At 64.2% G+C, this 17562-nt stretch carries 19 protein-coding genes; 8 read left to right on the plus strand and 11 right to left on the minus strand.

The window, feature by feature from the left end:
- Positions 1-9: 9 nt before the first annotated feature.
- Complete coding sequence (gene estP, locus ACODS9_RS18060; RefSeq protein WP_489094416.1) at positions 10-1911, minus strand: esterase EstP; 1902 nt, start codon at positions 1909-1911, stop codon at positions 10-12.
- 373 nt (positions 1912-2284) lie between these two features.
- Here estP and ACODS9_RS18065 point away from each other — a divergent pair, with 373 nt between their 5' ends.
- The 4 genes from ACODS9_RS18065 to ACODS9_RS18080 all read left to right on the plus strand — a co-directional run bounded on the left by ACODS9_RS18065 (position 2285) and on the right by ACODS9_RS18080 (position 5621).
- Positions 2285-2878 (plus strand): aminodeoxychorismate/anthranilate synthase component II, encoded by a 594-nt coding sequence (locus ACODS9_RS18065; protein ID WP_046857364.1) that lies wholly within the window; start codon positions 2285-2287, stop codon positions 2876-2878.
- Between the two features lie 9 nt (positions 2879-2887).
- A complete protein-coding gene (gene trpD / locus ACODS9_RS18070; RefSeq protein ID WP_046857363.1) occupies positions 2888-3937 on the plus strand; it encodes an anthranilate phosphoribosyltransferase in 1050 nt (349 codons plus the stop codon).
- Positions 3934-4767 carry an indole-3-glycerol phosphate synthase TrpC gene (gene trpC, locus ACODS9_RS18075; protein ID WP_046857362.1) on the plus strand — a complete coding sequence of 278 codons (834 nt, stop codon included), beginning with the start codon at positions 3934-3936 and terminating at the stop codon, positions 4765-4767. Before trpD ends, trpC begins: the two co-directional genes overlap by 4 nt.
- Before the next feature lie 149 nt (positions 4768-4916).
- Entirely contained in the window at positions 4917-5621 is a 705-nt protein-coding gene (locus ACODS9_RS18080) for a lipoate--protein ligase family protein (RefSeq protein WP_489094417.1), read from the plus strand.
- Positions 5622-5759: 138 nt separating this feature from the next.
- Here ACODS9_RS18080 and crp read toward each other — a convergent pair whose 3' ends face one another.
- Positions 5760-6404, minus strand: a complete 645-nt coding sequence (gene crp / locus ACODS9_RS18085) for a cAMP-activated global transcriptional regulator CRP (protein ID WP_102685225.1) — start codon at positions 6402-6404, stop codon at positions 5760-5762.
- A 190-nt stretch (positions 6405-6594) separates the two neighbouring features.
- On the opposite strand from crp, the gene ACODS9_RS18090 reads away from it, so the two are divergent.
- Entirely contained in the window at positions 6595-7017 is a 423-nt protein-coding gene (locus ACODS9_RS18090; protein ID WP_028689009.1) for an OsmC family protein, read from the plus strand.
- Between the two features lie 20 nt (positions 7018-7037).
- Here ACODS9_RS18090 and ACODS9_RS18095 read toward each other — a convergent pair whose 3' ends face one another.
- The 7 genes from ACODS9_RS18095 to hemJ form a co-directional block, all read right to left on the minus strand.
- Positions 7038-7463 (minus strand): hypothetical protein, encoded by a 426-nt coding sequence (locus tag ACODS9_RS18095; RefSeq protein WP_489094418.1) that lies wholly within the window; start codon positions 7461-7463, stop codon positions 7038-7040.
- Positions 7464-7465: 2 nt separating this feature from the next.
- Complete coding sequence (locus tag ACODS9_RS18100) at positions 7466-8503, minus strand: DUF2157 domain-containing protein (protein ID WP_489094419.1); 1038 nt, start codon at positions 8501-8503, stop codon at positions 7466-7468.
- A 10-nt stretch (positions 8504-8513) separates the two neighbouring features.
- Entirely contained in the window at positions 8514-9161 is a 648-nt protein-coding gene (gene coq7, locus ACODS9_RS18105; RefSeq protein ID WP_023629307.1) for a 2-polyprenyl-3-methyl-6-methoxy-1,4-benzoquinone monooxygenase, read from the minus strand.
- A 66-nt stretch (positions 9162-9227) separates the two neighbouring features.
- Entirely contained in the window at positions 9228-9566 is a 339-nt protein-coding gene (locus ACODS9_RS18110; protein WP_011531867.1) for a histidine triad nucleotide-binding protein, read from the minus strand.
- 64 nt (positions 9567-9630) lie between these two features.
- Entirely contained in the window at positions 9631-10413 is a 783-nt protein-coding gene (locus tag ACODS9_RS18115; RefSeq protein ID WP_023629308.1) for an SDR family NAD(P)-dependent oxidoreductase, read from the minus strand.
- A 51-nt stretch (positions 10414-10464) separates the two neighbouring features.
- On the minus strand, positions 10465-11421 hold the full coding sequence (locus ACODS9_RS18120) for an NAD(P)H-dependent flavin oxidoreductase (RefSeq protein WP_489094420.1): 957 nt from the start codon (positions 11419-11421) through the stop codon (positions 10465-10467).
- Between the two features lie 30 nt (positions 11422-11451).
- Entirely contained in the window at positions 11452-11877 is a 426-nt protein-coding gene (gene hemJ / locus ACODS9_RS18125; RefSeq protein ID WP_023629310.1) for a protoporphyrinogen oxidase HemJ, read from the minus strand.
- 140 nt (positions 11878-12017) lie between these two features.
- On the opposite strand from hemJ, the gene argC reads away from it, so the two are divergent.
- Entirely contained in the window at positions 12018-13052 is a 1035-nt protein-coding gene (gene argC, locus ACODS9_RS18130) for an N-acetyl-gamma-glutamyl-phosphate reductase (protein ID WP_023629311.1), read from the plus strand.
- A gap of 145 nt (positions 13053-13197) precedes the next feature.
- Complete coding sequence (gene erpA, locus ACODS9_RS18135) at positions 13198-13548, plus strand: iron-sulfur cluster insertion protein ErpA (protein ID WP_023629312.1); 351 nt, start codon at positions 13198-13200, stop codon at positions 13546-13548.
- A gap of 46 nt (positions 13549-13594) precedes the next feature.
- On the opposite strand, the gene ACODS9_RS18140 is transcribed toward erpA, so the two are convergent.
- Together ACODS9_RS18140 and ACODS9_RS18145 are read right to left on the minus strand one after the other, a co-directional pair.
- Entirely contained in the window at positions 13595-14686 is a 1092-nt protein-coding gene (locus ACODS9_RS18140; RefSeq protein WP_401107866.1) for an anhydro-N-acetylmuramic acid kinase, read from the minus strand.
- 4 nt (positions 14687-14690) lie between these two features.
- Entirely contained in the window at positions 14691-16106 is a 1416-nt protein-coding gene (locus tag ACODS9_RS18145; RefSeq protein ID WP_094011451.1) for a peptidoglycan DD-metalloendopeptidase family protein, read from the minus strand.
- A gap of 213 nt (positions 16107-16319) precedes the next feature.
- On the opposite strand from ACODS9_RS18145, the gene tyrS reads away from it, so the two are divergent.
- Positions 16320-17519: a tyrosine--tRNA ligase gene (gene tyrS / locus ACODS9_RS18150; protein ID WP_214500663.1), complete on the plus strand. Its 1200-nt coding sequence runs from the start codon at positions 16320-16322 to the stop codon at positions 17517-17519.
- Positions 17520-17562: the final 43 nt, after the last annotated feature.

Consider the following 17562-nt stretch of genomic DNA (forward strand, 5'->3'; position numbering starts at 1 on the left):
CCCGACAAATCAGAAGTCCAGACTCAACGCCACGCTCACCCCCTGCTGGCGCAACTCATCACTCTTGCGCCAGTTGTAGTTCCCCCGCAGGTTCAACCCCGGCACCAGTTCATGACTCACCCCCAGGCTGGCCCGCGTCAGGTTGCTGTGCGGTGTATAGCCGGTGAGGGTGAAGTCGTTTGCCGGCAGGCTGGTCAGGTGCATGCGCAGGTCCTGCTGGTCATCCTCGAACTCATGCTCGCGGGCCACCTCGGCAAACAGCTTTGTCGTCGGCAGCACTTGCACGCTACCCAGCAGGCCGGCTCCGAGCCGGCGCGACGTACGTTCCTGGTCGTCGAAACCGAGCGCCGTGGAGCGGCCGCTCTTCTCGTCGTAGCCATCGACCTTGACCCGCGCATAGTCGGCACTGATGAACGGCGCCAATTGCCAGTGGCTGCTCTCGGGCACCAGGTTGTAGCCCATCCGGCCGGTGACGGCCCAGGCCTCGCCATCGGTGTCGCCTTTCTCGTTGCGGTCGTTCACACCCAGGGCGAAGGTGCGCTTGAGGTCGCGGTAATCCAGGTGCCCGGCGGTCAATGCCGCATCAGCCCACCAGCGATCCTGGCGGAACTGGGCGAAGGCGCTGGCCAGGTAGCTGTCGAGCTTGTAGTCCGAATCATCCTGGCCCGCCTCGAGCTTTTGCCGGTACATACCGGCCGCCAGCCCCACGCGCCAGGCGTCGTCGAGCCGGTAGCTGCCGCCGAGGGTCAGGTTGTAGCCGCGCCCGTCACCGCTGGCGGCGCTGCGCTGGCTGCCGAAGTCCAGGTCCTGGCCGCCGGTGGCGACGAAAGCCTGCCATTGACCGACGGCCTGCCAGGGTGTCTGCCACTGGTTGCGCAGTTCATCCTGGTGGGCGCGGATACTGGCGTGGGCGATTTCCGGGAGCAGGGTCAGCTCCCACGGCGCGGCCAGGATCGAATAGGCATAGTCGGCGATCAGCTGCTGGCCGGCGATGGTCGGGTGCACCGAGTCGTTGAACAGCAGCCGGGTTGGATCCGGGGTCGTGCCGTTCAGCCCGTAGACCGGGTTGCCCACGCAACCGTCGCCGCTGTAGCAGGTGCCGACCAGGTTCTGGTCGGCGGCCAGGCCGAACTGGGCGGGGCTGGTGAGGGCCTCCTGCAGCAGGGTGGGAATGTTGAGTGGAATGATCTCGGCGTCGATCTGCCCGAGCTGGCTGACTAGCGACTGGTTGAACACGCTGGACAGTTGCGACAGCGGTCCTTGCTGGGGCGTGCCGCTGAAGTTCGGTGTCTGGCCCAGGTCTGGCAGCAGCCAGACCATGATGTAGCGCGCTCCGCCCTGTTGCAGCGCCTGGGCGCTGGCCGCCAGGCGGGCGCCAGCTGCGGCTGCGGTAGCGGGGCTGTTGACCAGGCCCTGGAGGAAGTCGTTGCCGCCACCGGTCAGGTAGTACAGGGCATTGGGGTCGGCGCGCAGGCCGTTGGCCAGGTAACCGTCACGCTCGCGCAGGACCACCCCCGCGCCAGGGCGCCCGGGCGGGATGACGGCTTTCGAAGTGTCGGTGATCGAGTCGAGGATCTGCTGGGTGGTGTAGCCGCCCACGGCCCAGTTGTTGCCGTCGGGCGTGCCTTGCAGCTGGTTGGTGAGTGATGTCGATGGTCCCAGGGCAGTTCCCGAAAAGCCCAGCCTGCCCCCCAGGATCATCGGCGAGACGGGCGCGTAGTTGCCATCGGCATCGCGGTTGGTGAAACGCATGCCTGGCGTGCCGCCGGTCAGGTCGGGAAACTGCCCGGCATCACTGAGGCTGTCGCCAAAGACGATGAGCGATGAATAAGGGGAGGGGCCGGCCATCGCCTGGCTGCAAGCCAGGGCGAGGATGCCGAGGGCGGAGTACAGGAAGGGAGTCTTGCACATGCATGAATATCCTTTTCGTTGTTTTTATCGAAGCAAGCCGCATGACCTTAGCAAATCGCCGGTCTTCGCCCACCATCGCATTGGTTTCCCAGTGTTTACCGGCGTATTGCGCCCGTCGCCCCGGTAAGCTACTGTGCCCTGACGTATGAACGAGACCTACCCCGTGTTGATCGTCAGCAAACTCTTGATGCGCGTTATCAAGGCCGTCGCCCGTTGGCGTTGGCGCGCCTGACTTTATCTCTTGCCGGCATGCCCGGCCCGCTCCTGTTTGCCTTCCCTTCGCTTTAACCGCCGCTCACCGCGGAATTTTCCCGTGCCCATGGCAGCAGGGAAGGCTCGAATCAAAAGTCAGTATTCAAGAGGTTCGTTCCAGATGTTACTGATGATCGACAATTACGACTCCTTCACCTACAACGTCGTGCAGTACCTCGGCGAGCTCGGTGCAGAGGTCAAGGTCATTCGCAATGACGAAATGACCATCGCTCAGATCGAAGCCCTGAACCCCGAACGCATCGTCGTCTCCCCGGGCCCCTGCACGCCGAGCGAGGCCGGTGTGTCCATCGAGGCCATCCTGCACTTTGCCGGCAAGCTGCCGATCCTCGGCGTGTGCCTGGGTCACCAGTCCATCGGCCAGGCCTATGGCGGTGACGTGGTGCGTGCCCGCCAGGTGATGCACGGCAAGACCAGCCCGGTGTTCCACCGCGACCTGGGTGTGTTTGCTGGCCTGAACAACCCGCTCACCGTGACCCGCTACCACTCGTTGGTGGTCAAGCGCGACACGTTGCCCGACTGCCTGGAAGTGACCGCCTGGACCGCGCATGAAGACGGCTCCGTCGACGAGATCATGGGCCTGCGTCATAAAACCCTGAACGTGGAGGGGGTACAGTTCCACCCGGAATCCATCCTCACCGAGCAGGGGCACGAGCTGTTCGCCAACTTCCTCAAGCAGACCGGCGGACGCCGTTAAGGACCGATCATGGAAATCAAGACCGCTTTGAGCCGCATTGTCGGCCACCTGGACCTGTCCACCGAGGAAATGCGCGACGTCATGCGCCAGATCATGACCGGCCAGTGCAGCGAGGCGCAGATCGGCGCCTTCCTCATGGGCATGCGCATGAAGAGCGAAAGCATCGACGAGATCGTCGGCGCGGTGTCGGTGATGCGTGAGCTGGCCGACAAGGTCGAGCTCAAGACCCTCGACGGCGTGGTCGACATCGTCGGCACCGGCGGCGACGGCGCCAACATCTTCAACGTGTCCACCGCCTCGGCCTTCGTGCTGGCGGCTGCGGGCTGCACGGTGGCCAAGCACGGCAACCGCGCCGTTTCCGGCAAGAGCGGCAGCGCCGACCTGCTGGAAGCTGCCGGCATCTACCTGAACCTGACCCCGGTGCAGGTGGCCCGCTGCATCGACAGCCTCGGCATCGGCTTCATGTTCGCCCAGACCCACCATACCGCGATGAAGCACGCCGCCGGCCCGCGTCGCGAGCTGGGGCTGCGTACCTTGTTCAACATGCTCGGCCCGCTTACGAATCCGGCCGGTGTGAAGCACCAGGTGGTCGGCGTGTTCACCCAGGCCCTGTGCCGCCCATTGGCCGAAGTGCTGCAGCGCATGGGCAGCAAGCATGTGCTGGTGGTGCACTCCAAGGATGGCCTGGACGAGTTCAGCCTGGCTGCGCCAACCTTTGTCGCTGAACTGAAGAACGACCAGATCACCGAGTATTGGGTCGAGCCGGAAGACCTCGGCATGAAGAGCCAGAGCCTCCATGGCCTGGCGGTCGACGGCCCGCAGGCCTCGCTGGAACTGATCCGCGATGCCCTGGGCCGGCGCAAGACCGAGAACGGCCAGAAGGCCGCCGAGATGATCGTGCTCAACGCTGGCGCGGCGCTGTATGCCGCTGATCACGCGATGACCCTGGCCCAGGGTGTCGAGTTGGCCCACGATGTCCTGCACACCGGCTTGGCCTGGGAAAAGCTCCAGGAACTGGGCGCCTTTACCGCGGTATTCAAGGTGGAGAACGAGGCATGAGTGTACCGACCGTGCTGGAAAGGATCATCGCCCGCAAGTTCCAGGAAGTGGCCGAGCGCAGCGCGCGGGTCAGCCTGGGTGAGCTCGAGCGCCTGGCCAAGGCGGCCGATGCCCCGCGTGGCTTTGCCAATGCCCTGATCGAGCAGGCCAGGCGCAAGCAGCCGGCGGTCATCGCCGAAATCAAGAAAGCTTCGCCGAGCAAGGGCGTGATCCGCGAAAACTTCGTGCCGGCGGAAATTGCCGTCAGCTACGAGAAGGGGGGCGCGACCTGCCTGTCGGTGCTGACCGACGTGGACTACTTCCAGGGCGCTGACATCTACCTGCAGCAGGCGCGTGCCGCCGTTTCGCTGCCGGTGATCCGCAAGGACTTCATGGTCGATCCTTATCAGATCGTCGAGGCCCGTGCCCTGGGTGCCGACTGCGTGCTGTTGATCGTGTCAGCGCTGGATGACGTGAAAATGGCCGAGCTGGCAGCCACGGCCAAGGACGTCGGTCTCGACGTGCTGGTCGAAGTGCATGATGGCGATGAACTGGAGCGTGCGTTGAAGACCCTCGACACACCGCTGGTCGGGGTCAACAACCGCAACCTGCACACCTTCGAGGTCAGCCTGGAGACCACCCTCGACCTGCTGCCGCGCATCCCGCGTGACCGTCTGGCGATTACCGAAAGCGGCATCCTCAACCGGGCCGATGTCGAGCTGATGGAAATCAACGAGGTGTATTCCTTCCTGGTCGGCGAGGCGTTCATGCGCGCGGAGCAGCCAGGGCTGGAGCTGCAGCGGTTGTTCTTCCCCGAGCAAGTGAAGAAGACCGTTCAGCAACTGGACTGATCGAACCGAAAGCCGGCGTTTTTGCCGGCTTTTTCATACCTGTACCGGCCTCATCGCGGGGCAAGCCCGCTCCCACGTTGTCCCGTATTGACGTGGGAGCGGGCTTGCCCCGCGATGAGGCCGGTGAATCCAACACGCAAGGTGGCTCGATGAGCGATCAACCTCTAGCCCTCACCGTCGAACAAGGCCTGCACGCCGAACAGGACCTGCTGGCCGCCGTGTGCCGCGGCGAGCGCGAATCCGGCGTGCTGTTCTGGCGCCCGACCGACCATGCCCTGGTCATGCCCCGACGCATGAGCCGCCTGGACAACTTCGAGGCCGCCTGCGCGGAACTTGCGATTGCCGGTTGGCCGGTGTTGCTGCGCGAAACCGGTGGCGAGCCTGTGCCGCAATCCCATGCAACCGTGAACGTGGCACTGGTCTATGCCGCGCCGCGCAGCGAAGGCGACCATGGTCGCATCGAGAACGCCTACGAGCGTCTGTGCCTGCCGCTGTGCGATGTCTTGCGCGAATGGGGCGGAGTTGCCTCGGTGGGCGAGATCGACGGCGCCTTCTGTGATGGCCGCTACAACGTCAATCTCAATGGCCGCAAGCTGGTCGGCACGGCCCAGCGCTGGCGCCAGGGGCTGGGCGGCAAGCGCCCGGTGGTGCTGGTACATGGAGCGTTGCTGCTGGACAACGAGCGCGAGTCGATGGTGGCGGCGGTCAATCGCTTCAACGAGTGCTGTGACCTGGAGCAGCGCTGCCGGGCCGACAGCCATATCGCCCTGCACGAAGTGGCGCCCGCCGCGCCGTGGTTCGAGCGTCTGAACCAGGCCTATGCGCAGGTGCTCGCGGCGCTACCTACGGACTAGGGTCTGTACGAAATGTGTCTGCGCGAAGGCCAGACAAGGCGAAACGGGGGGAGGAAGCGGAGTGTACTGGAGTACATGAGCATTCCGAGCCCCGTTTCAACGCAGTATGGGCGAGTGCAGATACATTACGTACAGAGCCTAGCGGGTGCCGTAGACCACCATGGTCTTACCCTTGACCTGCACCAGGCTGCGTTCCTCGAGGTCCTTGAGGACGCGGCCGACCATCTCCCGTGAACAACCGACTATACGACCGATCTCCTGGCGGGTGATCTTGATCTGCATGCCATCGGGGTGGGTCATGGCGTCAGGCTGCTTGCACAGGTCGAGCAGGCAGCGGGCGACGCGGCCGGTGACGTCGAAGAACGCCAGGTCGCCGACCTTGCGCGTGGTGTTGCGCAGGCGCTGGGCCATCTGGCTGCCCAGGGCGTAGAGGATGTCCGGCTCCAGGCGCGCCACCTCCCGGAACTTGTCGTAACCGATCTCGGCCACTTCGCACTCGGTCTTGGCACGGACCCAGGCGCTGCGCTGATGCTCCTGGCCGGCGGGTTCGAACAGCCCCAGCTCGCCGAAGAAGTCGCCGCTGTTGAGGTAGGCGATGATCATCTCGTGGCCGTCGTCGTCCTCGATCAGGATGGTCACCGAACCCTTGATGATGAACGACAAGGTCTCGGCCCGGTCACCGGCGCAGATGATGTTGCTCTTGGCGGCGTAGCGGCGGCGTTGGCAGTGGGCCAACAGCTTGTCGATGTTCTTGATCTTGGGTGGCAGGGCTGAGGAGACCATCACGAAATCCTGTTCGATGCGACGCATTGGCTTTTTATAGAGGCTGCCTGGCAGCACGCGCCAGTCATTTGGCGCCAGCTTATCAGACACTTCAACTTGAATCGGCACAAAAGCGCCACGGCTTGAGCTTTTCCGACAGCCTCGCAAGGTCTAAGCTGACACCCTTTTACGAGATCGGGAGTCCGGATAGATGAAGGCACGCATCCAGTGGGCCGGTGAAGCGATGTTCCTTGGCGAGTCGGGGAGTGGCCACGTCGTGGTCATGGACGGCCCGCCCGAAGCCGGAGGCCGCAACCTGGGCGTGCGCCCGATGGAAATGCTCCTGCTTGGCCTGGGTGGCTGCAGCAGCTTCGACGTGGTCAGCATCCTCAAGAAATCCCGCCAGGCCGTGGAAAGCTGCGAAGCCTTCCTCGAAGCCGAGCGCGCCAGTGAAGACCCGAAGGTGTTCACCAAGATCCACCTCAACTTCGTGGTCAAGGGCCGCGGGTTGAAGGAGGCGCAGGTCAAGCGTGCGGTCGAGTTGTCGGCGGAGAAGTACTGCTCGGCCTCGATCATGCTGGATCGCGCGGGCGTCGAGATCACGCACGGTTACGAAATCGTCGAACTCGGTTGATCGGAGGCAGCGCCTGCCGATCAGGCGCTTTGCTTGTGCAGGCGTTCGACACCTAACAGCAACGCGAGCCCCGGGATCAGCGCAAGCACCAGCCAGGGCGTATTCACCCCGAGCAGGATGAGGATTTCGCTGCTGCTCCAGGTGGTGCCGAAGTGTTCGGCAAACACCTGGCACTGCAGCCACGCAGCCAACGTGCCAGCGAGCACGAACGTGCCGATCAGCAGTTGGCGGCTGGCTAAAAACACGCTGAGCAGCAGGAACAGCAATTGCGCGGGCAGTGTGCCGAGCATCAGCTCGGCGGTGCTGTTGCTGTCAGGGTCGGTAAGCGTCGGCAGTTCCAGGCTGAAAGTGCTTTGCCCGACACTGGCGACCATCAGACAAACGAACAGATAGGCGACCGGGATCAGGCCAAGGCCCTGCATCAGCCGGGTGAGCGATCGTCCCATGTTCAGCGACGCAATGCCGGCAGCAGTTGCAACAGGCGTTCGGGTAGCTGTGCCCGAAGCTGCTCGCTCAATGCCTCACGTCGCTTCTGGTACAGCACGCCGAGACCGATCACGCCGAGGCCGATCAAGGTCAGTATGACCGGGAACAGCAGGGAATCGGCGAACACCTCGTAGGACAGATAGCCCAGATAGGCCGCGACCCCCATCGCTCCGAACACCATGAACACGGGGCGGCGCAGCAGGACGGCCAGGCCCATCAGTCCCAGGTTGATCAGGCAGTACAGCGCCTTGCCCCACTCGCTGCCGCTGTCCATCAGCGTCAGCCCGCCCCAGAACGCCGCCAGGCCGGCGAGATAGCCCCAGAAGGCATAGTCCCGGCGGGTGCGTCCGTCGATCACCAGAAATACCAGCAGCAGGCCCAGGCCGAACCACAGCGAGACCGTGCGCCGTTGCTCCCAGCTGAACAGGTCGCCATGGAACCACTCGCTCAGGTCCATGGACATGAACCACAGGGCCACCGCGATCGGCATGACGATGAAAGGGAAGGGAATCAGGCGCAGCATCAGCAGTCCAGCCAGTACCGTCGCTGCCTCCATCGCCAACCAGCCACCCTGCACGTAGGTGTAGTACTGGTGGTAGTCGCCCTGGGCGTCGTCCAGCGGCCACCAGCCTGCCAGGCGCTCGATAGCGAACACCGCCAGCGGCACGATGCTGACCGCCACGGCGGCCAGCACGCCGGCGGCGACAGGCTGGTTGCGTCGTTGCAGCGACAGGGCGAACAGGGTGATCCCGGCGATGTAGAGCAGGGCGATGGCCAGCAGTGCACCGTCGCCTATACGCATCCAGGCCTCGGTGAGCAACCAGCCCATGGCACCCATGATCAACAGTGCGCCGAAGTAGAACGCCACATGGGCCAGCTGGAAGCTGGCGTGGCTTTCCGGCTGCTGGCGCAGGAAGGCCAGCAAGGCCTGGTCCTGTCCCGGGTGCAGCACGCCGGCGCTTACGGCGCGTGCTAGGTCCCTGGCGTCGAAACGTTCCATGGTGCGCGTCTCAGATACGGTAGGTGCTCTTGGTCATGACCTTGGCCAACAGGCTCATGCCAAAGCGCACGGGCGCCGGGAAGCGGTAGCCGCCGGCTTCCAGCGCGGACTCGGCATGGTGTTCCTCGTCGACGCGCATCTGTTCGAGGATGGCGCGGGACTTGCCGTCGTTCTCGGGGATCTGCTCAAGGTGTTCGTCCAGGTGCTTGCACACCTGATGCTCGGTAGCGGCGACGAAGCCCAGGCTGACCTTGTCGCTGACCAGCCCGGCGAGGGCGCCGATGCCGAACGACAGGCCGTAGAACACCGGGTTGAGCACGCTGGGGTGGCTATTGAGCTGGCGAATACGCTGCTCGCACCAGGCCAGGTGGTCGATTTCTTCTTCGGCCGCATGCTCCATGGCCTTGCGCACCTGGGGCAGCTTGGCGGTCAGGGCCTGGCCCTGGTACAGCGCCTGGGCGCAGACTTCGCCGGTGTGGTTGATGCGCATCAGGCCGGCGATATGGCGGGACTGCTGCTCATCGAGCTCGGCGTCCGGCTGGACGATGGCCGGCGAGGGGCGGGCGGGTTGGCCGCTGAAGGGCAGCAAGGTGCGCATGGCGGTATCGGCCTGCAGCAACAAGCGGTCGAGCGGCGAGTAGTGACGTTCGGTAGCCATCGGGCACCTCCGCTGAAGTGATGCCCGACAGTCTACCTCAATACCCTTGGGTGGGCTTGCCTTGGATCAGCCCGGCGGCCAGTGCATCTGGCGCTGGCCAAGCACGTGCATGTGGATGTGGTAGACGGTCTGGCCGCCTTTCGGGTTGCAGTTCATGACGACGCGGAAGCCTTCCTCGCAGCCCTGCTCGACGGCCAGGCGCTGGGCGGTGAACAGGATATGGCCGGCCAGGGCCTTGTCCTCTTCGGTCAGGTCGTTGAGGGTGCGGATGTGTTTTTTCGGAATGACCAGAAAATGCACAGGTGCCGCTGGGGCAATGTCCTTGAAGGCCAGGATCTGGTCATCTTCATAGATGATATCCGCCGGGATTTCCCGGTTGATGATTTTGAGGAATAGATCGTCCACAGCACGTGCTCCATGGTGAGTGTCGGGGCTGAGTGTACTGAGCCCGACGCTGCTCGCCCAGTGGCTATTCCATGCCGACCGGGCAGTAGCGCCGATGGATGACACCGGCCAGCTTGCGCGCCAGCCAGCGCGGTAGCAGACGTGGGGCGAAGGCCAGCCAGCGGTTGCGCCTGCCGGGCAGGATCAGGGCGCGGTTCTTGTCCAGGGCGCGCACCGCATACAAGGCGATTTCCTCGGGGCTCAGGCAGCGGGTGTTGCCTTCCAGCCGGGGAATGCGACGTCTGGCTGAGCGCACCGGTCCGGGGCACAGCACCGACACCTTGATCCCGGTGCGTTTCAGCTCTTCGCGCAATGCCTCGGAAAAACTCAGCACATAGGCCTTGCTGGCCGCATAGGCAGCCATCCACGGCCCGGGGGCGACGCCGGCAAGTCCCGCGACATTGAGGATCTGCCCGCCACCCTGGATCGCCATCAGGTTGCCGATGGCATGGCACAGGCGACTGAGCGCGAGGATGTTGACCTCGAGCAGGTCCTGCTCATCGGCCCATTCATGCGCCAGGAATGGCCCGTAGGTGCGCTGCCCCGCGCAGTTGACCAGAAGATCGATACGCCGCTCGCCTTCCTCCAGCTCGAGCACGAAGCCCGACAGGCGCAAGGGTTGGCTGAGGTCGCAGGCACGGAACAGCACTTCCACGCCAAAGCGTTGGGTGAGCTCGATGGCCACAGGTTCCAGCGTTTCGCGCTGGCGTGCCACCAGGATCAGGTTGCGCCCGCGCCGCGCCAGAGCCTCCGCCAGGGCCAGGCCCAGGCCGCTGGAAGCACCAGTGATCATGGCGTAACGGGTCATGCAAGGCTCCTGGGGCGAAAGGGGCGCCTAGTGTACAGCGTGGCCGTTTTGCTACAAGGCGTTGCTGCGCAGCTGCTGGCTGCGTTCGAGGGCCGCTCGGTATTCGTCCTGCAAGCGCCCGATCAGGTCACCGGCAGTGGGCAGGTCATGGATTTCGCCGACACCCTGGCCGGCCGACCATACGGTCTTCCAGGCCTTGGCTTCCTCGTCCAGCGGCTTGAGCTTGCCGGCCTCGTGGTTGCTCTTGAGCGCGGCCAGGTCGTACCCGGCCTGCTCGAGGCTCTGGCGCAGGAAGCTGGCGGGGATGCCGGACACCGCCGGGGTATGCACGATATCGGCCGCACCTGCGCCCAGGATCATCTGTTTGTAGGCGTCCTGGGCCTGGCTCTCGCGGGTGGCGATGAAGCGTGTACCCATGTAGCCCAGGTCCGCCCCCAGCAATTGCGCGGCCAGCAGTTCGTGGCCATGGTTGAGGCAACCCGCCAGCAGCAGGGTCTTGTCGAAGAACTGGCGGATCTCCGCAACCAGGGCGAACGGGCTCCAGGTGCCGGCATGGCCCCCGGCGCCGGCCGCCACGGCGATCAGCCCGTCGACACCTGCCTCTGCGGCCTTTTCGGCGTGGCGGCGGGTGGTCACGTCATGGAACACCAGGCCGCCATAGCCGTGCACCGCGTCGACCACCTCCTTCACTGCGCCAAGGCTGGTGATGACGATGGGGACCCGATGCTCGACGCACAGTGCGAGGTCGGCCTGCAGACGCGGGTTGCTCGGGTGCACGATGAGATTGACCGCATAGGGAGCGGGTGCCCGCAGTTCGGCCAGCCCTGCTTCGATCTCCTCCAGCCAGGCCTTGAACCCTGCACTGTCACGCTGGTTCAGGGCCGGGAAGCTGCCCACCACGCCATTGGCGCAACAGGCCAGCACAAGCCGGGGGTTGGAGATCAGGAACATCGGCGCCGCGACCAGAGGCAGACGCAGGTGTTTTGCGAGCGAGGCGGGCAGGGACATGGCGAAACTCCTGTAGGCGGGTGGATATCGTCAGAACGGTTTGACCACCACGAGAATTACGACGCCCAGCAGCATCAGCACCGGTGCTTCGTTGAACCAGCGGTAGTACACGTGGCTGCGGGTATTGGTGCCGGCGGCGAAGCGTTTGCGCTGAGCGCCGCACATGTGATGGTAGACGGTGAGCAGCGCGACCAGGGTGAGCTTGGCGTGCAGCCAGCCCTGGCTCAGCCAGCCGGGGTTCAGGTACAGCATCCAGCCGCCGAACACATAGGTGGCGATCATCGCCGGGTTCATGATGCCCCGGTACAGCTTGCGCTCCATGGTGACGAAGCGCTCGAGGCTGATGCTGTCCTGGCTCTGGGCGTGATAGACGAACAGCCGTGGCAGGTAGAACAGGCCGGCGAACCAGCAGACCACGCTGACGATATGCAGCGCCTTGATCCATAGATAGAGCATGGGGAGTTCCTTCAGGTTTTCACGGTCGTCAGATAGTAGAGGCCAAGGGGCCGAAGGGTCATCCCAAGAGTTGTTACAGGCGCCTTGGCCCCCTATTATCGTGCGCTTTCCAGTGGTCTCGTTGATAAGGGGCAAGCGTCATGATCAAGGTCGGTATCGTCGGCGGCACGGGTTACACCGGTGTCGAACTGCTGCGTCTGCTGGCGCAGCATCCACAGGCCGAAGTGGCGGTCATCACTTCGCGCTCCGAGGCGGGCGTGGCGGTTGCCGACATGTATCCGAACCTGCGCGGCCACTACGACGGCCTGGCGTTCAGCGTTCCGGACAGCAAGACCCTGGCGGCCTGCGATGTGGTGTTCTTCGCCACGCCCCACGGTGTCGCCCACGCCTTGGCCGGCGAGCTGCTGGCCGCCGGAACCAAGGTCATCGACCTGTCTGCCGACTTCCGCCTGCAGGACGCTGTCGAGTGGGGCAAGTGGTACGGCCAGCCTCACGGCGCGCCAGAGCTGCTCAAGGACGCGGTCTACGGGTTACCTGAGGTGAATCGCGAGAAGATCCGCCAGGCGCAGCTGATCGCAGTGCCGGGTTGCTATCCGACCGCCACCCAGCTCGGCTTCCTGCCCCTTCTGGAGGCTGGCCTGGCCGATCCATCGCGGCTGATTGCCGACTGCAAGTCGGGCGTCAGCGGCGCCGGGCGTGGTGCCGCTGTGGGCTCGCTGTTCTGCGAGGCTGGTGAAAGCATGAAGGCCTATGCGGTCAAGGGCCACCGTCACCTGCCAGAGATCAGCCAGGGCCTGCGCCAGGCAGCCGGCAAGGACATCGGCCTGACCTTCGTGCCGCACCTGACGCCGATGATCCGCGGCATCCATGCCACGCTCTATGCGACGGTCGCCGACACTTCCGTCGACCTGCAGGCGCTGTTCGAGAAGCGCTATGCCAATGAACCGTTCGTCGACGTGATGCCCGCCGGCAGCCACCCGGAAACCCGCAGCGTGCGCGGTGCCAACGTCTGCCGCATCGCCGTGCACCGGCCGCAAGGCGGTGACCTGGTGGTGGTGTTGTCGGTGATCGACAACCTGGTCAAGGGCGCGTCGGGCCAGGCGGTGCAGAACCTCAACATCCTGTTCGGCCTGGATGAACGCATGGGCCTGTCCCACGCGGGCCTGCTGCCGTAAGCCTGCGTACGTCGCCAAGGCCCGCCGCGTGCGGGCCTTTTTCGTGGGGCCGACTAAAGCCGCACAATTGTTGACCGATTTTCTCGGACAAGCGGATAATACGCCCCATCGAGTTTTATGGCGGCACTGCGCCGGGAGAATCAACATGAGCGTCGAATCCTTCACCCCCACGGCTTTGGAGTTCACCCCCGGGGCTGCGCACAAGGTGAAGACCTTGGTCAGCGAAGAGGGCAACGACCGGCTGAAGCTGCGTGTGTTCGTGACCGGCGGCGGTTGCTCGGGCTTCCAGTACGGCTTCACCTTCGATGAGGACGTGGCCGATGACGACACCATCGTCGAGCGCGAAGGCGTCGCGCTGGTCGTCGACCCGATGAGCTACCAGTACCTGGCCGGTGCCGAGGTGGATTACCAGGAGGGCCTGGAAGGCTCGCGCTTCGTGATCAAGAATCCGAACGCCACCACCACCTGCGGTTGCGGTTCGTCGTTCTCGATCTGATCGGGTCGGGCATAAAAACGCCGCGCATTTGCGCGGCGTTTTGCATTCAGGCGGGGTAGATCGCGCCGAGGATACGCAGGCCTCTGGCAGCGGTCACACTGGGCCGATTGGCGGGAATGCCTTCCAGGCAGCAATGAGCCAGCCAGGCGAAGGCCATGGCCTCCACCCAGTCGGGGTCCACGCCATGCGCGGCGGTGCTGGCAACCTTCGCCCCAGGCAGCAGGGCGGCCAGGCGAGCCATCAGGACGCCGTTGCGGGCGCCACCACCGCAGACCAGCAGGGCTTCAGTCCCTGACTGAGCCTGGCGTAGCGAGTCGATGATGGTGTGGGCCGTCAGTTCCAGCAGCGTGGCTTGGACGTCTTCGTCGCGATAAGCGGGTAGCCGGGCCAGGTGGGCATCCAGCCATGGCAGGTTGAACACCTCGCGCCCGGTGCTCTTCGGGCCGCTGCCAGCGAAGAACGGATCGCTCAGCAGCGCCTTCAGCAGGCCGTGCTGCACGCAGCCGCTGGCCGCCCAGGCGCCATTGGCATCAAAGGCCTGGCCTTGCTTGCGCTCGATCCAGGCATCCAGCAACACATTGCCCGGCCCGCAGTCGAAGCCATGTACCGGTTGATCCCGCTCGATCAGGCTGAGGTTGCTGAAGCCGCCTACGTTGAGGATCGCCAGGCTGTGGCCAAGATGGCCGAACAAGGCTTCGTGAAATGCCGGTACCAGGGGGGCGCCCTGGCCGCCTGCCGCCACGTCGCGGCGGCGGAAGTCGCCCACCACGCAGATGCCGGTGAGTTCGGCCAGCAGGGCCGGGTTGCCGATCTGCACGGTGAAGCCGCGGGCCGGCTCATGGCGAACAGTCTGGCCATGGCTGCCGATGGCGCGAATGGCCTCGGGTTCCAGGCCTTGGGCGGCCAGCAAGTGGTTGATGCCCTGAGCGGCCAGCGTGGCCCAGCGGTTCTCTGCCAGGGCGGCACGCGCGATCTCGTCGGGGCCGCTGGCGCAGAGGCCGAGCAGGTCCTGGCGCAGGTCGACGGGCATGGGGATGTAGTGGGTGGCGAGCAGCCGCAGCTGCTCGTCTTGCTCGATCAGGGCGATGTCCAGGCCATCGAGGCTGGTGCCGGACATCACCCCCAGGTAGAGCGCCATGGGCTCAGCGCTTGTTGGCTGCGAGCAGAGTGGCCTTTTCCTGATCCATGCGGGCAATCAGGGGCTGGCTCTGCTGGTTGAAGCGCTGGCGCTCGGCCTTGGCGATCGGATCGGCCATCGGCACCTTCTGGCTCAGTGGGTCGACGTGCACGCCATTGACCTGGAACTCGTAGTGCAGGTGCGGGCCGGTCGAAAGGCCGGTGGTGCCAATGTACCCGATGATCTGCCCCTGCTTGACGCTGGAGCCGGTCTTGATGCCCTTGGCGAAGCCCTGCATGTGGCCATAGAGCGTTTTGTACGAGTTGCCGTGGGCGATGATCACGGTGTTGCCGTAGCCGCCACGGCGGCCGGCGAGCTCGATGCGACCGTCGCCTGCAGCCTTGATTGGCGTGCCGCGTGGCGCGGCGTAGTCCACGCCCTTGTGCGCACGGATCTTGTTGAGGATAGGGTGCTTGCGGCCGGCGGAGAACCGCGAGCTGATGCGGGCGAAATCCACTGGGGTGCGGATGAACGCCTTGCGCAGGCTGTTGCCGTCGGCAGTGTAGTAGTTGGTGTTGCCCTGCTTGTTGGTGTAGCGCACGGCGGTGTAGGTCTTGCCGCGGTTGGTGAAGCGGGCGGAGAGGATGTTGCCGGTGCCAACCACCTTGCCGTCCATCATCTTCTGCTCGTAGACCACGTCGAATTCGTCGCCCGGGCGGATGTCCTGGGCGAAATCGATGTCGTAGCCGAGGATGCGCGCCATGTCCATGGTCATGCTGTGGGACAGGCCGGCGCGCTGGGCAGAGGCGGACAGCGAGCTCTTGATCACGCCATGGGCGTAGGCGGTGCGCACCACCGGCTTGCTGACCTCGCGCTCGAAGGCGAAGCCCTTGTCGGTGCGGTTCAGGCGGATGGTCTCGAGGTTGCTGACCTTGCTGTGCAGGCTTGCCAGCTGGCCGTCCTTGTCCAGCTCGAATTGCAGCACCTGGCCATGCTTGAGCTGGCTGAACTGCTTGGCCTGCTTGTTGCTGGCCAGTACGTCGTGAACGACGTTGGCAGGCAGACCGACCTTGTTGAACAAGGTCGAGAGCGTATCGCCGCGGCTGACGACCACTTCGCGGTGACCCGGGGCCTTGTCCTCCGGTTTTGCCGCAGGGGCTGGAGCGGGTTCCGCCTTGGCGGTTTCGGGTTCTGCACCTTCGATCTGGGCGAAGGGCGAGTCGCTGTTCTGCTCGGCCTGTACCAGCGGGGCGCCGCGGGACTCGTCCTTGAGCTGTTCGGCCGGGCTTTCCAGCTCCAGGCTGAGGGTGGTTTTCTTGGCTTCCACTTCGCTGGACGGGAATACCAGCAAAGCCAGACTGAGAAGGGCGGCGATGCCGCTGGCGGCCAACAGATGGCTTTTCGGATAAAGCGGGGGCGCTTTAGGCGTTTCGTTGGTCATAGGTAAGGTGACTTTGAAAAAGGTGAAATGGAAAAGATGAATGACATGATGAAGATGAAATAACTGTATAAAATATAACCAAATCCATTCTCACGCAAGGGCGCGTAGACGTTGCGGTGCGCCGTTCGGGTCACAATCCGTTGCGAAACTTGTATTTGATGGCCGATCTTGTATGGTTGGCTCCCCTTGAATCCTAGCGTTGCGGGTCTGTCTATGAAGTCGGTTGAAGAGCAGCTGGCGCTTATCAAGCGCGGTGCGGAAGAGGTATTGGTCGAGTCGGAACTGGTGGAGAAGCTCAAGCGCGGCCAGCCGCTGCGCATCAAGGCGGGCTTCGATCCAACCGCGCCCGACCTGCACCTGGGGCACACGGTGCTGATCAACAAGCTGCGTCAGTTCCAGGAGTTGGGCCACCAGGTCATCTTCCTGATCGGCGACTTCACCGGCATGATCGGCGACCCCAGCGGCAAGAGCGCTACCCGCCCGCCACTGACCCGCGAGCAGGTGCTGGACAACGCCGAGACCTACAAGCAGCAGGTCTTCAAGATTCTCGACCCGGCGAAGACCGAGGTGGCGTTCAACTCCACCTGGATGGACACGCTCACGCCTGCCGACTTTATTCGCCTGGCCTCGCAGTACACCGTGGCGCGCATGCTCGAACGCGATGACTTCGACAAGCGCTACACCACCAACCAGCCAATCGCGATCCATGAGTTTCTCTATCCGCTGGTCCAGGGTTACGACTCCGTCGCCTTGAAAGCCGATGTCGAGCTGGGTGGCACCGACCAGAAGTTCAACCTGCTGATGGGGCGCGAGCTGCAGCGCGCCTATGGCCAGGAGGCGCAGAACATCGTCACCATGCCGCTGCTTGAAGGGCTGGATGGCGTGAAGAAGATGTCCAAGTCGCTGGGCAATTATGTCGGCATCCAGGAAGCCCCTGGGGTGATGTACAGCAAGCTTGTGTCGATTCCCGATACCTTGATGTGGCGTTACTTCGAGCTGCTGAGCTTCCGCTCGATGGAAGAGATCGATCAGTTCCGGGCGGATGTCGAGAACGGTGCCAACCCGCGTGACATCAAGATCAAGCTGGCAGAGGAAATCGTGGCGCGTTTCCATGGTGAAGAGGCCGCGGCCAATGCGCACCGTGCTGCGGGTAACCGCATGAAGGAAGGCGAGCTGCCAGAAGACCTGCCGGAGATCGAAGTGGCCGCTGCTGAAAATCTGCCGATCGCCGCCGTGCTGAACCGGGCTGGCCTGGTGAAGAACTCGGCGCAGGCGCGGGATCTGCTCGGCGCCGGCGCGGTCAAGGTGGATGGTGAGGTGATCGACCGTGACTTCATGTTTGTGCTCGGCGCGACCCACGTGTGCCAGGCGGGCAAGAAGGCCTTTGCTCGGGTTACCCTCAAGGCTGAGTGATTGCCTGCAGGCGTAGCTATATAGAAGCGGGGGGGGGGGGGGG

The sequence above is a fragment of the Pseudomonas sp. FG36 genome (assembly GCF_057809275.1).

Excerpts from the sequence above, each read along its gene's own strand:
- estP (WP_489094416.1), bottom strand. The coding sequence starts at position 1,911 with ATGTGCAAGACTCCCTTCCTGTACTCCGCCCTCGGCATCCTCGCCCTG.
- ACODS9_RS18065 (WP_046857364.1), top strand. The coding sequence starts at position 2,285 with ATGTTACTGATGATCGACAATTACGACTCCTTCACCTACAACGTCGTG.
- trpD (WP_046857363.1), top strand. The coding sequence starts at position 2,888 with ATGGAAATCAAGACCGCTTTGAGCCGCATTGTCGGCCACCTGGACCTG.
- trpC (WP_046857362.1), top strand. The coding sequence starts at position 3,934 with ATGAGTGTACCGACCGTGCTGGAAAGGATCATCGCCCGCAAGTTCCAG.
- ACODS9_RS18080 (WP_489094417.1), top strand. The coding sequence starts at position 4,917 with ATGAGCGATCAACCTCTAGCCCTCACCGTCGAACAAGGCCTGCACGCC.
- crp (WP_102685225.1), bottom strand. The coding sequence starts at position 6,404 with ATGGTCTCCTCAGCCCTGCCACCCAAGATCAAGAACATCGACAAGCTG.
- ACODS9_RS18090 (WP_028689009.1), top strand. The coding sequence starts at position 6,595 with ATGAAGGCACGCATCCAGTGGGCCGGTGAAGCGATGTTCCTTGGCGAG.
- ACODS9_RS18095 (WP_489094418.1), bottom strand. The coding sequence starts at position 7,463 with ATGGGACGATCGCTCACCCGGCTGATGCAGGGCCTTGGCCTGATCCCG.
- ACODS9_RS18100 (WP_489094419.1), bottom strand. The coding sequence starts at position 8,503 with ATGGAACGTTTCGACGCCAGGGACCTAGCACGCGCCGTAAGCGCCGGC.
- coq7 (WP_023629307.1), bottom strand. The coding sequence starts at position 9,161 with ATGGCTACCGAACGTCACTACTCGCCGCTCGACCGCTTGTTGCTGCAG.
- ACODS9_RS18115 (WP_023629308.1), bottom strand. The coding sequence starts at position 10,413 with ATGACCCGTTACGCCATGATCACTGGTGCTTCCAGCGGCCTGGGCCTG.
- ACODS9_RS18120 (WP_489094420.1), bottom strand. The coding sequence starts at position 11,421 with ATGTCCCTGCCCGCCTCGCTCGCAAAACACCTGCGTCTGCCTCTGGTC.
- hemJ (WP_023629310.1), bottom strand. The coding sequence starts at position 11,877 with ATGCTCTATCTATGGATCAAGGCGCTGCATATCGTCAGCGTGGTCTGC.
- argC (WP_023629311.1), top strand. The coding sequence starts at position 12,018 with ATGATCAAGGTCGGTATCGTCGGCGGCACGGGTTACACCGGTGTCGAA.
- erpA (WP_023629312.1), top strand. The coding sequence starts at position 13,198 with ATGAGCGTCGAATCCTTCACCCCCACGGCTTTGGAGTTCACCCCCGGG.
- ACODS9_RS18140 (WP_401107866.1), bottom strand. The coding sequence starts at position 14,686 with ATGGCGCTCTACCTGGGGGTGATGTCCGGCACCAGCCTCGATGGCCTG.
- ACODS9_RS18145 (WP_094011451.1), bottom strand. The coding sequence starts at position 16,106 with ATGACCAACGAAACGCCTAAAGCGCCCCCGCTTTATCCGAAAAGCCAT.
- tyrS (WP_214500663.1), top strand. The coding sequence starts at position 16,320 with ATGAAGTCGGTTGAAGAGCAGCTGGCGCTTATCAAGCGCGGTGCGGAA.